This is a genomic window from Streptomyces sp. NPDC012769, from assembly GCF_042901205.1.
Taxonomy (GTDB): Bacteria; Actinomycetota; Actinomycetes; order Streptomycetales; family Streptomycetaceae; genus Streptomyces.
This window is the reverse complement of the sequence record NZ_JBIBCP010000007.1, coordinates 306,441-320,709: the sequence shown is the minus strand read 5'-3', so window position 1 is coordinate 320,709 and position 14,269 is coordinate 306,441. Positions and strand designations below refer to the sequence as shown.

Sequence of the window (14,269 nt, the reverse complement as noted above, 5' to 3'; positions counted from 1 at the left end):
CAAACAAGAAGGACCCCACGAGATGTGGGGTCCTTCGCTGGTGTCCGAGGGGGGACTTGAACCCCCACGCCCGATAAAGGGCACTAGCACCTCAAGCTAGCGCGTCTGCCATTCCGCCACCCGGACAGGTGTCATGTCTTCGTGGCGCTCGGCCCTTCCGACGAGGAAAACCATAGCAAACATTCGAACCGGCCGATCACCACCCCCTCGGCCCCCGTCGCCCCCTGTCGGCGTCTCGGCATGTGACAGCCGCATGTCGGCGGTCGGACGGTCTTGGGGGCCGAGGGGGCCGCGCGGGAGGATGGGGCGATCAACGTCATCACGTGGGGCACGTAGTGGGAGGAAGCAGCGTGAGCGAGTCGAACACCGCGGCACGGAGCATGACCGGCGAGGACGAGGTCGTCGATCTCTGCCGTGACCTCATCCGCATCGACACCAGCAACTACGGCGACCACTCCGGCCCCGGCGAGCGGGCGGCGGCCGAGTACGTCGCGGAGAAGCTCGCGGAGGTCGGACTCGAGCCGAAGATCATCGAGTCGCACAAGGGGCGGGCCTCCACCGTCGCCCGGATCGAGGGCGAGGACCCGTCGCGACCGGCCCTCCTCATCCACGGCCACACCGACGTCGTCCCGGCCAACGCCGAGGACTGGACCCACCACCCCTTCTCCGGCGAGATCGCCGACGGATGCGTCTGGGGCCGCGGCGCCGTCGACATGAAGGACATGGACGCGATGACCCTCGCGGTCGTCCGCGACCGGCTGCGCAGCGGCCGCAAGCCGCCGCGCGACATCGTCCTCGCCTTCCTCGCCGACGAGGAGGCCGGCGGCACCTACGGCGCCCGCCACCTGGTCGACAAGCACCGCGACCTCTTCGACGGCGTCACCGAGGCGATCGGCGAGGTCGGCGGCTTCTCCTTCACCGTCAACGAGAACCTGCGCCTCTACCTGGTGGAGACCGCCCAGAAGGGCATGCACTGGATGCGGCTGACCGTCGAGGGCACGGCCGGCCACGGCTCGATGACCAACGACGACAACGCCATCACGGAACTGTGCGAGGCCGTCGGCCGGCTCGGCCGCCACACGTGGCCGGTACGCGTCACCAAGACCGTACGGTCCTTCCTCGACGAGCTCTCGGACGCCCTGGGCACCCCGCTCGACCCCGAGGACATGGACGCCACGCTCGCCAAGCTCGGCGGCATCGCCAAGATGGTCGGCGCCACCCTGCGCAACTCCGCCGCCCCGACCATGCTCGGCGCCGGCTACAAGGTGAACGTCATCCCCGGTCAGGCCACCGCGCACGTCGACGGACGCTTCCTGCCCGGCTACGAGGAGGAGTTCCTCGCCGACCTCGACCGCATCCTCGGCCCGCGGGTGAAGCGCGAGGACGTGCACGGCGACAAGGCCCTGGAGACCAGCTTCGACGGCGACCTGGTGGACGCCATGCAGCTGGCCCTGCGCGCCGAGGACCCGATCGCCCGGGCCGTGCCGTACATGCTCTCCGGCGGCACCGACGCCAAGTCCTTCGACGACCTCGGCATCCGCTGCTTCGGCTTCGCCCCGCTCCGGCTGCCGCCCGAGCTCGACTTCGCCGGCATGTTCCACGGTGTGGACGAGCGGGTCCCGGTCGACGGCCTGAAGTTCGGCGTACGGGTCCTCGACCGGTTCATCGACGCCAGCTGACGACCGACCACGCGCCCCGAAATCGACCGCGCGTGCACACGTGCCCGGAAAGAGTGAATGCCCGAGGCGCCTCGTAGCCACCCTGGTTCCCCCTCGTTACAGGTGATGCGGTCCGCGGCTGGGACCGCATTGCCAACAAGGAGGAATAATGATCAAGAAGGTCGTCGCTGCTGCGGCTGCCACCGGCGGTCTCGTTCTCGCGGGTGCGGGCATGGCCGTTGCCGACGCGGGTGCCCAGGGTGCGGCCATCGGTTCCCCCGGTGTCCTCTCGGGCAACGTCGTCCAGGTGCCGGTTCACGTTCCCGTCAACGTGTGCGGGAACACGGTCACCATCATCGGGCTGCTGAACCCCACCTTCGGCAACACCTGCATCAACGCCTGACGTCGAGTCTCGACCCCTGAGGTCTGAGCCAACGGCCGGCCCCGGAGTGCGTGCCATGCACTTCGGGGCCGGTGGTCATTTCGTCACGAGCCGAGAAGCAGGTAACCCACAATGCGACAGGTCACACGCATCACCCGCAAGAGCATCCTCACCGTCGCCGCGGCGGGCGGCATGATCGCCCTCGGCGGCGGCTACGCCCAGGCAGGCTCGGGCGCGAGCGGCACGGCGTCCGACTCGCCCGGCGTCGCCTCCGGCAACAGCGTCCAGGCCCCGATCCACGCGCCGGTCAACGTCTGCGGCAACACCGTCAACGTCGTCGGGCTGCTGAACCCGGCATACGGCAACTCGTGCGCCAACCAGAGCGCTCCGGGCGGCTACGGCGACGACGGCGGCTCCTCCGCCGGCGGCCACACCTCGAACTCGCCGGGCGTCGGCTCCGGCAACAACGTCCAGGTGCCGGTCGAAGCCCCGGTGAACGTCTGCGGCAACAACGTCACGGGCGTCGGCCTCGGCAACGCCGTCGGCGGCAACGACTGCGGCTACGGCATCGAGCCGACGACCCCCGGACACCCGGGAGAGCCCGGCAACCCCGAAGAACCCGGTCATCCGGAAGAGCCGGGCAACCCGGGTCACCCCGAGAACCCGGGCGGCCCCGGGGACAACGGCGGCGAACACCCGGAGAACCCGGGCACGCCCGGCACCCCGGACCGGCCGGAGGGACCGAACACTCCCGGTGCGCACACGGTCACGCAGGACCGGCCCAGCGAGGAACTCGCGCACACCGGCGCCGGGACGCTCGGAATCGCCCTGCCCGCCGGCGCGGGCCTGCTGCTCGCCGGCTCCGTGATCTACCGCCGGGCCCGCCGCAGCGCGTAAGCCGGGACGCCGCACGGCGAACGGAAAGGGCCCCGCGATCTCGCGGGGCCCTTCTCATCTCCCTCATCTCACCAGGTGGCCCGGATCTGACGGATGATGCGCCGGCGCAGCCGCACCCTGCGGCTGCCGTCACGGTGCAGGCTCAGTCGGTCCAACTCCCAGTGTCCGTACTCGGCATGGTCGGTCAAAAGCCGCGTCGCCTCCTTGCGGGAGACACCGCGCGGCACGTACACGTCGACAAATTCGTATTCCGGCATCGCATCTATTGTGCGGCCAAGGCCCAGGTACGGATAGCGTCTGTCCTATGTCTGATGCTGCGCAGCCCACCGCTGCCGAGGTACGCGCCGCCGCCGAGGCGGTCAAAGCCGCACTGGACCGTCACCTCGCGGCGGTCGAAGGCCGCACCGGGGACGACGACCCGGCCGTCTACGAGGCCTTCAACGCGCTCGCCGCGGCGGCGGAGGCGTACGACGAGGCCCTCTACGACCGGTACGACGAGGTCACACCCTTCGAGATCCCCGGCGCCGACGACTCCCTTCCGCCCTACGCGGGACCGGAGGAGCCGCACGCCCTCAGCGTGCTGATCCGCCGCGACTACGCCGTGGTGGAGCCGCAGCGCCTCATCGCCCAGGCCCGCCGGGTCACCGACCTCGAACGGGACGAGGCCGTGGGGACGGCCCACGCGGCGCTCGGGATCCTCTTCGGCGAGTACGAACCTGACGAAATCGCGTCCCGTCACAAGGAATTCGGCCTGGAGGAGGGCGACTCCACGCTCTGGGTCGAGGCCGCCGAGGACCTGCCGGAACCGGGGGAGTGGCTGCACGCCCCCTTCGAGCAGGCCGACCCCGAGCGGATCGTCTGCCGCTTCGACATCAGCGCCGTCTTCGACGACGAGACGGACGAGGACCTGCGGGGCCGGGTCCGCGGGACCTGAGCCCAGCCCCGAACCACCGCACCACGGGCGCCCCTTCCGCGCAGAGCGGGAGCGGCGCCCGTGGCGCGCGCAGGAATCGGCGAGATTCCCCTACGCCTCGTCCTCGTGGAGCAGCGTCTCCAGGAGCGGTCGCAGCCGGGTCGTGCGCTCCGGGTCGCGGCCCTCGGCCACCGCGCGCGGGAGCGCCTGGTCGACGCCGTGGACGACCGAGAGATGGCGCTCGGCCCGCCCGAACGCCGTGTAGACCCAGGCCCGGCTGAGGCCCGCGGCAGCGTCGCCGGGCAGCACCACGACCGCCGCCGGCCAGCGTGCTCCGACCGCCTGGTGCGCGGTCAGCGCCCAGCCGTGCCGCAGCGACGACTCGACCCGCTCCTTCGGGACGACGATCCGCTCGCCGTCGCGGTCCAGGTGCAGTCCCTCGGCGTCGGCCGAGACGACCGTGGCGGTGACCGTGTGCCCCGGGGCGGGGGAGTGGGCCACCCGGTCGCCCGGGTCGTAGCCGCCGAAGCGGCCGGGGCCCGGGTTGAGCCGCTGCTTGAGCGCCGCGTTCAGCGCGCGGGTGCCGGCGGAGCCGCCGTGCCCGACCGTGATCACCTGGGTCTGTTCGGTCGGCACGCCGATCGCCCGCGGGATCGAGTCGGCGACCAGCTGCACCGTGCGGTGCACCGCCTCGCCGGCGTCCCGGACCGGGACGATCACGACCTCCTTGCCGGGAGCGTCCACCTGGCTCAGCTCGCCGATGCCGACGCCCGAGACCAGCTCGCCGATCGGGCCGGGATCGGGGGTGCGGGAGGCGAGCTGCGGGGCGACGCGGGCCGCAAGCAGGTCGGCGAACACCCGGCCGGGCCCCGCGGACCCCAGCACATGGGGGTCGCCGCTGAGCACCAGTCGGCAACCGTCGGGCAGCGCCTCGACCAGGGCGGCCGCGCTCTCCACGTCGAGCTGCGGCGCGTCGAGCACCACCAGCAGGTCGAGCGCGAGGGCGCCCTCCGCGTCCCGGCCCACCCCCGCCGAGCCGGACAGCAGCCCGGCCACCGTCACGGCGCCCTCACGGGCGGTGTGGGCGGCGACGGCCACCCGCTGCCCCCGCGCGCGGGCGGCCTCGGTCAGCGCGACCGGTTCGGCGCGGGCGGCCTCGCCGCCGGTATGCAGCACCAGACCGTGCGCCCCGGCGGCGCGGACCGGCTCGGGGCCGTCCCACTCCTCCGCCCGGACCGTGCGGACCAGGCGGGCGAGGCCGTCGGCGAGGCTCTCCTCCGCGAGCGCGTACCGCTCGAGGCCGAGCAGCACCGGCACCTCGGGGCGCGGCTCGCCCGCTGCGCCCTCCGCCGGCTCCTCGTCCTCGTCCCGCTCCTCCTCGTCCTCCTCCTGGAAGACGAGGACCGCGGCCTCGGAGACCGCGAGGTCGACGGCCTTGTCGGGCTCGGGCACGGCGAGCCGGGCCAGCCCGTCCCGTACGGCTCCGATCTCCAGGGCCGTGTGGCCCTTCAGCGCCGCCTGCTCCAGGAGCCAGGCGGTGAGCGCCACGGCCCGGCGCGGATCGGCGGGGCCGCACTGGGGGCCGAGGAGCGCCCGCGCGAAGCCGTCCGCCTGCTCCGGGCGGACGCCGGGCACCGACAGCAGCTGCCACGGATCGTCCTCCAGCGCCCGCGCCGCGCCTTCGCCGAGGACGGCGGCCACCTGCCCGGCGAGCGCCTCGGGGGCCCCGCCGCGCGTGAGCACCTGCCGCACGGCCGCCGTCGTCTCCTCGGTCACCACCGGTGCCTCGGGCGCCGGCGGGCGCACGGTCGTCTCCGGCGCCGCGGGGGCCGAGGGCCGCGGCACCTCGGTCGGTCCGGACGCCTCGGGCGTCTCGACGCGCGGCGCCGCGACCGGCCTGGCGCCGCTCTCCACGGCCCGTACGGCGGCGAGGAGATCGGCGGCCGTCCCGCTCAGCTTCCGGCCCGCCTCGACGGGTCCGGCCCGCTCGGCCTTCCGCTGCTCGATCCTGGCCCGGAACTCCCGCTGCGCGGCGAGCTCCGCCTGCGCCTCGGACAGCTCCCCGGCCTCCGTCTCGGTCACGGCCGCGTCCGTCTCGCCCGCCGGCTCCTCCGCCGCCTCGTCAGCGGCCCCGGCTCTCCCGGCGTCCACGGCCTCCGCGCGCGCCGACTCGTCCTCGCCCGTGGGTGCTCCGGGCGCGGTGGCGTCGTCCGTCGCGGCGGCGGGGGCCGGCGTGGGGGACGGCGGCTCCTGGGCGTCGACGGTGGGCGCGGCCGCCTCGGGCGTGTTCTCCCCGGAAGGCTCGGTCACAAGGTGCTCCAGTCGTGATCCGGATAGCGGTGCACGGGCGCCGACACGTCGTCGAGGGCCCGGCAGATCTCGTCAGGAAGACTAAGGCTCTCCACTGACAACGCGGCCGCGAGCTGCTGCGCGTTGCGCGCGCCGATGATCGGGGCGGTCACGCCGGGCCGGTCGCGGACCCACGCGAGGGCGACCTGCAGCGGAGTGGTGGCGAGCCCGTCGGCGGCCGTGCGGACCGCGTCCACGATCCGGCCGGCCGTCTCGTCCAGATACGGCTCGACGAAGGGGGCCAGGGCCTCCGAGCCGCCGCGCGAGTCCGTCGGGGTGCCGTGCCGGTACTTGCCGGTGAGCACCCCGCGCCCGAGCGGGGAGGAGGGCAGCAGCCCGAGGCCGAGGTCGAGCGCGGCGGGCAGCACCTCCCGCTCGACGCCCCGCTGGAGCAGCGAATACTCCATCTGCGTCCCGGCGAGCCGGGTCCGGTCGCCGCCGAGCTGCCAGGTCCCGGCCTTGGCCAGCTGCCAGCCGCAGAAGTTCGACACGCCGACATAGCGGGCCCGGCCGCTGCGCACGGCGATGTCGAGGGCGTGCAGCGACTCCTCCAGCGGTGTGTGGGGGTCGAAGGCGTGCAGCAGCCACAGGTCCACGTAGTCCGTGCCGAGCCGGGCGAGCGAGGCGTCGAGGGCGGCCAGGAGATGGCCGCGCGAGCCGTCCGTGCGCCGGTCCGGATCGGGGACGCTGCCCGCCTTGGTCGAGATCACCAGCTCGCGGCGCGGCACGAGGCCGCCCCGGTCGTCGATGAGTCGCCCGAGCAGATACTCCGCCTCGCCGCCGCCGTACACGTCCGCGGTGTCCACGAGGGTGCCGCCCGCGTCCCAGAACGCCTTCAACTGTTCGGCGGCGTCGTGCTCGTCGGTGTCGCGGCCCCAGGTGAGGGTGCCGAGCCCGAGCCGGGACACGCGCAGGCCGGTCCGTCCGAGATGCCTCTGCTCCATGGCCGCGAGATTACTGGCCAGGGCACCACGCGGAGAGAGCCTGTGGACAACCTGTCCACAGGGCCGACGGCCCGTCCGGCTCCTGTCGGACGGGGGGTCCGCGCGCTAGAGTCCCGCACACAGGACGTTACCGATGGGTAAGGGGTACGTGGCATGCGGCTCGGCATCAACCTCGGCTACTGGGGCGCGGGCATGGACGGCGACAACCTCGCCGTGGCGCAGGAGGCGGACCGCCTCGGCTACGACGTGTGCTGGGCGGCGGAGGCGTACGGCTCGGACGCTCCCACCGTGCTCTCCTGGGTCGCCGCCAAGACCGAGCGGATCGACGTCGGTTCGGCGATCATGCAGATCCCGGCCCGCCAGCCCGCGATGACGGCGATGACCGCCGCCACCCTCGACTCGCTCTCCGGGGGCCGCTTCCGCCTCGGCCTCGGCGTCTCCGGACCGCAGGTCTCCGAGGGCTGGTACGGCGTCAGGTTCGACAAGCCGCTCGCCCGCACCCGCGAGTACGTCGAGATCGTCCGAAAGGCCATGTCCCGCGAGCGCCTCACCTTCCAGGGCGAGCACTGGACGCTGCCGCTGCCGGACGGCCCGGGCAAGCCGATCAAGCTCACGGTCCACCCGACCCGCCCGCACATCCCGCTCTACATCGCCGCCATAGGGCCCAAGAACCTGGAGCAGACCGGCGAGATCGCCGACGGCGCCCTGCTCATCTTCCCGGCCGCCGAGCACCTTGAGGAGACCGCCCTGCGCCACCTCCGGGCGGGCCGCGAGAAGGCCGGCCTGACGATGGACGGCTTCGACGTCCACCCCACCCTGCCGCTCGCCCTGGGCGACGACATCGACGCCCTGGCCGACGTCTTCCGCCCGTACACGGCGCTCTACGTCGGCGGCATGGGCAGCCGCAAGCAGAACTTCTACAACCAGCTGGCCCAGCGCATGGGCTACGAGAAGGCCGCCGCCGAGATCCAGGACAAGTACCTGGCCGGGGACAAGGACGGCGCCGCCGCGGCCGTACCGCGGCAGCTGATCGACCAGACCACCCTGCTCGGCTCCGTCGACCGCATCGCCGACCGCATGCAGGCCTACGCGGCGGCCGGGGTCACCACCCTGACCCTCGCCCCGGCCGGCTTCACCCTGGACGAGCGGATCGCGGCGCTCCGGGCCGGCGTGGAAGCCCTGGAGCGGGCCGGACTCGCGTAGCGGATCTCCGGGGAACGGGTCCCGGAAAAGTCTGCGGCCGTGGTGGGGGCTCGGGGGTCTTCCCCGCCACGGCCGTCACGCAGCACAACGCGCGACCGAGCCCAGGGGTTACGCGCCCCGCGGCACTTCCTCCGCACCGGGCCCGCGCCCGCCCCGCAGCCCGCCTCGCGCGACGCCCGTACCCCGTTCGGCCCACCGTCCGGTGCCCTCCTGTTGCCCGCCCCGCGGGGGCGCACTTGACTCGTGCTCCACGGGCGTGCGGCGTACGGACGTCCGCATGGAGGTGGCACCCATGCTTTCGGCCAAGAGCCTGTTCCAGGAAATCATCGACGACGACGAGTCCTTCCAGCTCTTCTGTTCCATCGCCGCCAGCGGCGAGGCCCAGGGAGGGTGGGAGAACGGCCGGATCGCCGCCCTCGTCCCGCCCGGCATGCGGGACATGGCCCCGAAGATCACCCGGCACGGCGCCGACGAGGACAAGCACGGCCGGATCTTCCACGCGCTGCTGAAGAAACGAGGACTCGAACCCGTCCCCGTACCGCCCGAGACCGACTACACGATGCTGCTCGAACGGCGCGGAATCGGTCTGGCCCACGACAAGCTGCGCCGGGACGAGCCGCTGACCGAGCGGGACATCATCGTCTACCTCGGCCACAGCCGGGTCACCGAGCAGCGCGCGGCCGACCAGATGGACATGCTCGTCCGGCACTTCGGCGACCACCCGGAGCTCGGCAGGGCCATCCACATGATCGACAACGACGAGTCCAACCACCTCGCCTACTGCCACGAGGAACTGCTGCGCCTCAACTACGAGGGACACGGCCGGCTCATCCAGCGCACCCTCCGGGAGTCCGCGCTCACCGAGATCCAGGTCTACCGGGACGTCAGCCTCGCCGTGATGAGCCACATGGGCCGCATCCTGGGCTGGCCCCGTGCCAAGGCCGCCGCCCTCGTCGCCGGCATCCACGGCATGTACGCGTACGAGCGGGCGGCCGGCTGGCACCGGATGGTGGACCTGCGGATGCCCGCACGGCGCGACGCCCTCGGAGGGCCCATGACGCCCGCCCCGGCCTTCTGAGCGGACCGCCGACCCCGCCCCCGGCGCACCCTCGGGCGGCGCGGCTCACATCCAGCCGCGCCGCTTGAACAGCCGGTACAGGCCCGTGACCACTCCGGCCATCAACAGCACCACCGCCGGATACGACCACGTCCAGCGCAGCTCCGGCATGTGGTCGAAGTTCATGCCGTAGACCCCGGCGACCATCGTGGGAACGGCGGCCATGGCCGCCCACGCCGAGATCTTGCGCATGTCGTCGTTCTGCCGCACGCCCATCTGCGCCAGATGCGCCGACAGCACGTCCGAAAGCAGCCGGTCGAGGCCCTCCACCTGCTCCGTCGCGCGCAGCAGATGGTCCTGCACGTCCCGGAAGAACGGCATCGACCGCTCGTGCACGAAGGGCACGGCGCCCGTCGCCAGCCGGGCCATCGGCCCGGCCAGCGGACTGCTCGCCCGCCGGAACTCCAGGACCTGCCGCTTCGCCGTGTAGATCCGCTCCGCGGTCCGGCCCGCGCCGCCGCCGGACGGCGCGAAGACGTCCGCCTCCAGCTCCTCCAGGTCGACCTGGAGCTCCGCCGCCACCTCGAGGTAGTGGTCCACCACCGCGTCGCTGATCGCGTACAGCACCGACGTCGGCCCGTGCTTCAGCAGCTCCGGATCCGCCTCCAGACGCCTGCGCACCGCCGCGAGCGGCGCGCCCTCGCCGTGCCGCACGGTCACCACGAACGAGTCGCCGATGAAGACCATCAGCTCGCCCGAGGAGACCCGGTCGCTCTCCGGCTCGTACAGCACCGGCTTGAGCACCACGAACAGCGAGTCGTCGTAGACCTCCAGCTTGGGCCGCTGATGCGCCTTCAGGGCGTCCTCGACGGCCAGCGGATGCAGCGCGAACTCCGCCGACACATGGTCGAACTCCGCCGCCGTCGGCTCGTGCAGCCCCACCCACAGGAACGCGTCGCCGGTCGCCCGCGCCTGCGCCAGGGCGTCCGACAGATCGCCGGGGTCGTCCGTCCGGCGCCCGTCCCGGTAAATGGCTGAGTCCACGATCACGGCCCGTATTCTCCCTCTCCCGATCCCGTCACGCACCCGCACGTACGCACCCGCACGCTGACCTGCTACCCCCTAGGCTGGCCGACATGGCCACGCTGATCCTCGTCCGGCACGGACGCTCCACCGCCAACACCTCCGGCGTGCTCGCCGGGCGGACGCCCGGGGTGGCGCTCGACGAACGCGGTGCGGCGCAGGCCGCCGCGCTGCCGGGACGCCTCGCCGGGGTGCCGCTCGCCGCGGTCGTCTCCAGCCCGCTCCAGCGCTGCCGCGAGACCGTGCGGCCGCTGCTCGACGCCCGTCCCGGACTGCAGCTGCACACCGAGCAGCGGATCAGCGAGTGCGACTACGGAGACTGGTCCGGACGCAAGCTCGCCGAGCTCATGGACGAGCCGCTCATGCAGGTCGTCCAGGCCCACGCCTCCGCCGCCGCCTTCCCCGGCGGCGAGTCCATGCGCGCCATGCAGGCCCGGGCCGTGGACGCGGTGCGCGACTGGAACGAGCGGATCGAGGCCGAGCACGGCGAGGACGCCGTCTACGCGATGTGCTCGCACGGCGACATCATCAAGGCGCTGGTCGCCGACGCCCTCGGCCTGCACCTCGACCTCTTCCAGCGCATCCAGGTCGACCCCTGCTCGCTGACCGTCATCCGCTACACCCGCCTGCGCCCCTTCCTGGTCCGCCTCGGCGACACCGGCGACCTCGCCGGCCTCGCCCCGCGCGAGACCCGCGAGGACGACGGCGGTGCGGCGGAGGTCGGGGGCGGTGCGGGCGCACCGTGATCCTTCCGCGCAGTAGGGTGGACGCGCCGCTGTAAAGGCGCCGCAAGACCAGTCCACAGCACCACAGTCGAGACCCAAGGGAGTCGGGAACGTGTCCCGTCAGGTGTTCCTCTACGACCCACCGGAGCGTTTCGTGGCCGGCACGGTCGGGCTGCCTGGCCGCCGTACGTTCTTCCTGCAGGCGTCCGCGGCCGGCCGGGTCACCAGCGTCGCCCTGGAGAAGACCCAGGTCGCCGCCCTCGCCGAGCGGATCGACGAACTCCTCGACGAGGTCGTGCGCCGCACCGGCGGCAACGCCCCGGTGCCCGCGGTCGCCCCGCCGGACACCACCGACACCGCCCCGCTGGACACCCCCATCGAGGAGGAGTTCCGGGTCGGCACCATGGCCCTCGCCTGGGACGGCGAGGAACAGCGCATGATCGTCGAGGCGCAGGCGCTCGTCGAGCTCGACGCGGACTCCGAGGAGGACCTCGCCGAGGCCGAGGAGCGGCTCCTCCAGGACGAGGAGAACGGCCCGCCCATGCTGCGGGTCCGGCTCACCGGCGCCCAGGCGAGGGCCTTCGCCAAGCGCGCCCTCGACGTCGTCAACGCCGGCCGCCCGCCGTGCCCGCTGTGCAGCCTGCCGCTCGACCCGGAGGGCCACGTCTGCCCGCGCCAGAACGGATACCGTCGCGGCGCATGAGCAGTCACCAGGCCCTCACGGCGGTCGACCTGCTGAGGCTGGGGGAGCTGACCGTTCGCGGCCAGGTCCGCGAGGCCTCCAACGCGGTGCTGTTCTGCTCCGTCGCGTACGCGGGCGAGGAGGCAGCCTGCGTCTACAAGCCGGTCGCGGGCGAGCGTCCGCTGTGGGACTTCCCCGACGGCACCCTCGCCCAGCGCGAGGTCGCGGCCTACGAGCTGTCCGAGGCCACCGGCTGGGGCCTGGTCCCGCCGACGGTGCTGCGGGACGGGCCGTACGGCGAGGGCATGGTCCAGCTCTGGGTCGAGGCCGACCCCGGGGCCGCGCTCCTGGCGCTCGTCGAGGAAGGGGAGCCGGGCGAGGGCTGGAAGGCCGTGGGGCCCGCCCAGATCGCCGAGGACCGCACCGCGCTGCTGGTGCACGCCGACACCCCGCAGCTGCGCCGGCTGGCCGTCCTGGACGCCGTGATCAACAACGGCGACCGCAAGGGCGGACACCTGCTGCCCACACAGGACGGGCGGCTGTACGGGATCGACCACGGGGTCTCCTTCCACGTCGAGGACAAGCTGCGCACCCTGCTCTGGGGCTGGGCGGGGGAGGAGCTGACCGAGGAGGCCGCCGCCGTCCTGGAGGCGCTGGACGGGCGGCTCGCCCCGGGCACTCCACTGGCCGAACGGCTGGCCGGGCTCCTGACGGCCGCCGAGGTGGACGCCCTGCGACAGCGGGTCGCCGTCCTGCGTGGGACCGGGCGCCACCCCGTACCGTCCGGGCAGTGGCCCGCGATCCCCTGGCCGCCGGTGTAGCGGGCGCGGTTCGTCGATCGTTTTCGGCCAAACTCTCCGGCCGGCGCGACACCCCCCGGGGGTATGCATGAACGGCCTTGTCCCGCAAGAGCGCCAGATCGGACAAGATCCCGGATGCGGTTCGTATCCGGAACTGCTGTCCGGTTACGCTCAGGACATGCATGCCTGGCCCGCTTCTGAGGTCCCCGCCCTGCCCGGCAAGGGCCGCGACCTCCGGATTCACGACACCGCGACCGGTGGACGAGTGACCCTCGCCCCCGGCCCCGTCGCCCGCATCTACGTCTGCGGCATCACGCCGTACGACGCCACCCACATGGGACACGCGGCGACCTACAACGCGTTCGACCTCGTTCAGCGCGTGTGGCTCGACACCAAGCGGCAGGTCCACTACGTCCAGAACGTCACCGACGTGGACGACCCGCTCCTCGAGCGGGCGAACCGCGACGGCATCGACTGGGTCGGCCTCGCCGAGCGCGAGACCGCCCTCTTCCGCGAGGACATGACCGCCCTGCGCATGCTGCCCCCGCAGCAGTACATCGGCGCGGTCGAGGCGATACCGGGCATCGTCCCGCTCGTCGAGCGGCTGCGGGACTCCGGCGCCGCCTACGAGCTCGACGGCGACATCTACTTCTCGGTCGAGGCCGACCCGCACTTCGGCCAGGTGTCGAACTACGACACCGAGCTGATGCGCCACCTGTCCGCCGAGCGCGGCGGCGACCCGGACCGCCCGGGCAAGAAGAACCCCCTCGACCCGATGCTGTGGATGGCCGCCCGCGAGGGCGAGCCCAGCTGGGACGGCGGCAGCCTCGGCCCCGGCCGCCCCGGCTGGCACATCGAGTGCGTCGCCATCGCCCTCGACCACCTCGGCATGGGCTTCGACGTCCAGGGCGGCGGCTCCGACCTGATCTTCCCGCACCACGAGATGGGCGCCTCCCACGCCCAGGCCCTCACCGGCGAGTTCCCCATGGCCAAGGCGTACGTCCACGCCGGCATGGTCGCCCTGAACGGCGAGAAGATGTCCAAGTCCAAGGGCAACCTGGTCTTCGTCTCCAAGCTCCGCCGCGACGGCGTCGACCCGGTCGCCATCCGGCTCGCGCTGCTCTCGCACCGCTACCGCGACGACTGGGAGTGGACCGACCAGGTCCTGCGGGACGCCCTCGACCGTCTCGGCCGCTGGCGCGCCGCCGTCTCGCGCCCCGACGGCCCGTCCGCCGACGCGCTCGTCGAGGAGATCCGCGAGGCGCTCGCCGACGACCTGGACGCCCCGGCCGCGCTCGCCGCGGTCGACCGCTGGGTCGCGCTCCAGACCGCCGAGGGCGGCACGGACGAGACCGCCCCCGGCCTCGTCTCCCGCGCGGTCGACGCCCTGCTCGGCGTCGCCCTCTAGGACGCGCACGGCCACGCGGCCGCCCTCGGGCCTCCGAAAAGAGGCCGGAGGGCGGCCGCGTCCGTGTCAGGGGCCGTCATCAGCGTGCGGATCCGGCCAATCTCGGCAGCCCCCACGCTCGTTCGCCGGATCGCACGGACGGAAGAGCGCCCCGAACGCCGGCGGCAC

14 protein-coding genes and 1 tRNA gene are annotated in these 14,269 nt (G+C 73.1%); 10 read left to right on the top strand and 5 right to left on the bottom strand.

Going from position 1 to position 14,269, the window contains the following annotated elements; translation table 11 throughout:
- Positions 1-38: 38 nt before the first annotated feature.
- A tRNA-Leu gene (locus tag ACFY7C_RS32685) sits at positions 39-126 on the bottom strand.
- Positions 127-350: 224 nt separating this feature from the next.
- Between ACFY7C_RS32685 and ACFY7C_RS32680 the strand changes: the two genes are divergently transcribed.
- From ACFY7C_RS32680 to ACFY7C_RS32670, 3 genes are all read left to right on the top strand, one after another.
- Positions 351-1,679 (top strand): M20/M25/M40 family metallo-hydrolase, encoded by a 1,329-nt coding sequence (locus ACFY7C_RS32680; protein ID WP_389657740.1) that lies wholly within the window; start codon positions 351-353, stop codon positions 1,677-1,679.
- 148 nt (positions 1,680-1,827) lie between these two features.
- Positions 1,828-2,061: a chaplin ChpH gene (chpH, locus tag ACFY7C_RS32675; protein WP_345489987.1), complete on the top strand. Its 234-nt coding sequence runs from the start codon at positions 1,828-1,830 to the stop codon at positions 2,059-2,061.
- Between the two features lie 111 nt (positions 2,062-2,172).
- Positions 2,173-2,937, top strand: a complete 765-nt coding sequence (locus ACFY7C_RS32670) for a chaplin (RefSeq protein WP_389657737.1) — start codon at positions 2,173-2,175, stop codon at positions 2,935-2,937.
- 68 nt (positions 2,938-3,005) lie between these two features.
- Here ACFY7C_RS32670 and ACFY7C_RS32665 read toward each other — a convergent pair whose 3' ends face one another.
- Positions 3,006-3,194 (bottom strand): DUF5703 family protein, encoded by a 189-nt coding sequence (locus tag ACFY7C_RS32665; protein WP_125749393.1) that lies wholly within the window; start codon positions 3,192-3,194, stop codon positions 3,006-3,008.
- Between the two features lie 47 nt (positions 3,195-3,241).
- On the opposite strand from ACFY7C_RS32665, the gene ACFY7C_RS32660 reads away from it, so the two are divergent.
- Positions 3,242-3,871 (top strand): hypothetical protein, encoded by a 630-nt coding sequence (locus ACFY7C_RS32660; RefSeq protein ID WP_389657734.1) that lies wholly within the window; start codon positions 3,242-3,244, stop codon positions 3,869-3,871.
- A 90-nt stretch (positions 3,872-3,961) separates the two neighbouring features.
- On the opposite strand, the gene ACFY7C_RS32655 is transcribed toward ACFY7C_RS32660, so the two are convergent.
- Together ACFY7C_RS32655 and ACFY7C_RS32650 are read right to left on the bottom strand one after the other, a co-directional pair.
- On the bottom strand, positions 3,962-6,160 hold the full coding sequence (locus ACFY7C_RS32655; protein WP_389657731.1) for a helix-hairpin-helix domain-containing protein: 2,199 nt from the start codon (positions 6,158-6,160) through the stop codon (positions 3,962-3,964).
- A complete protein-coding gene (locus tag ACFY7C_RS32650) occupies positions 6,157-7,143 on the bottom strand; it encodes an aldo/keto reductase (protein ID WP_389657728.1) in 987 nt (328 codons plus the stop codon). The genes ACFY7C_RS32655 and ACFY7C_RS32650 overlap by 4 nt, the downstream gene beginning before the upstream one ends.
- Positions 7,144-7,296: 153 nt before the next feature.
- Here ACFY7C_RS32650 and ACFY7C_RS32645 point away from each other — a divergent pair, with 153 nt between their 5' ends.
- Together ACFY7C_RS32645 and ACFY7C_RS32640 are read left to right on the top strand one after the other, a co-directional pair.
- Positions 7,297-8,346, top strand: coding sequence for an LLM class F420-dependent oxidoreductase (locus tag ACFY7C_RS32645; RefSeq protein WP_389657725.1), 1,050 nt, complete (start codon positions 7,297-7,299; stop codon positions 8,344-8,346).
- Positions 8,347-8,638: 292 nt separating this feature from the next.
- Positions 8,639-9,424, top strand: a complete 786-nt coding sequence (locus tag ACFY7C_RS32640) for a ferritin-like domain-containing protein (RefSeq protein ID WP_389657722.1) — start codon at positions 8,639-8,641, stop codon at positions 9,422-9,424.
- Between the two features lie 45 nt (positions 9,425-9,469).
- On the opposite strand, the gene ACFY7C_RS32635 is transcribed toward ACFY7C_RS32640, so the two are convergent.
- Entirely contained in the window at positions 9,470-10,462 is a 993-nt protein-coding gene (locus ACFY7C_RS32635) for a magnesium and cobalt transport protein CorA (RefSeq protein ID WP_389658153.1), read from the bottom strand.
- 77 nt (positions 10,463-10,539) lie between these two features.
- Between ACFY7C_RS32635 and ACFY7C_RS32630 the strand changes: the two genes are divergently transcribed.
- From ACFY7C_RS32630 to mshC, 4 genes are all read left to right on the top strand, one after another.
- Positions 10,540-11,232 carry a histidine phosphatase family protein gene (locus ACFY7C_RS32630; protein ID WP_389657719.1) on the top strand — a complete coding sequence of 231 codons (693 nt, stop codon included), beginning with the start codon at positions 10,540-10,542 and terminating at the stop codon, positions 11,230-11,232.
- 91 nt (positions 11,233-11,323) lie between these two features.
- Positions 11,324-11,914: a DUF3090 domain-containing protein gene (locus ACFY7C_RS32625; RefSeq protein WP_389657716.1), complete on the top strand. Its 591-nt coding sequence runs from the start codon at positions 11,324-11,326 to the stop codon at positions 11,912-11,914.
- Positions 11,911-12,714 (top strand): SCO1664 family protein, encoded by an 804-nt coding sequence (locus ACFY7C_RS32620; protein ID WP_389657713.1) that lies wholly within the window; start codon positions 11,911-11,913, stop codon positions 12,712-12,714. Before ACFY7C_RS32625 ends, ACFY7C_RS32620 begins: the two co-directional genes overlap by 4 nt.
- Positions 12,715-12,871: 157 nt before the next feature.
- Positions 12,872-14,101 carry a cysteine--1-D-myo-inosityl 2-amino-2-deoxy-alpha-D-glucopyranoside ligase gene (gene mshC, locus ACFY7C_RS32615; protein ID WP_389657710.1) on the top strand — a complete coding sequence of 410 codons (1,230 nt, stop codon included), beginning with the start codon at positions 12,872-12,874 and terminating at the stop codon, positions 14,099-14,101.
- The last annotated feature ends 168 nt before the right edge of the window (positions 14,102-14,269 follow it).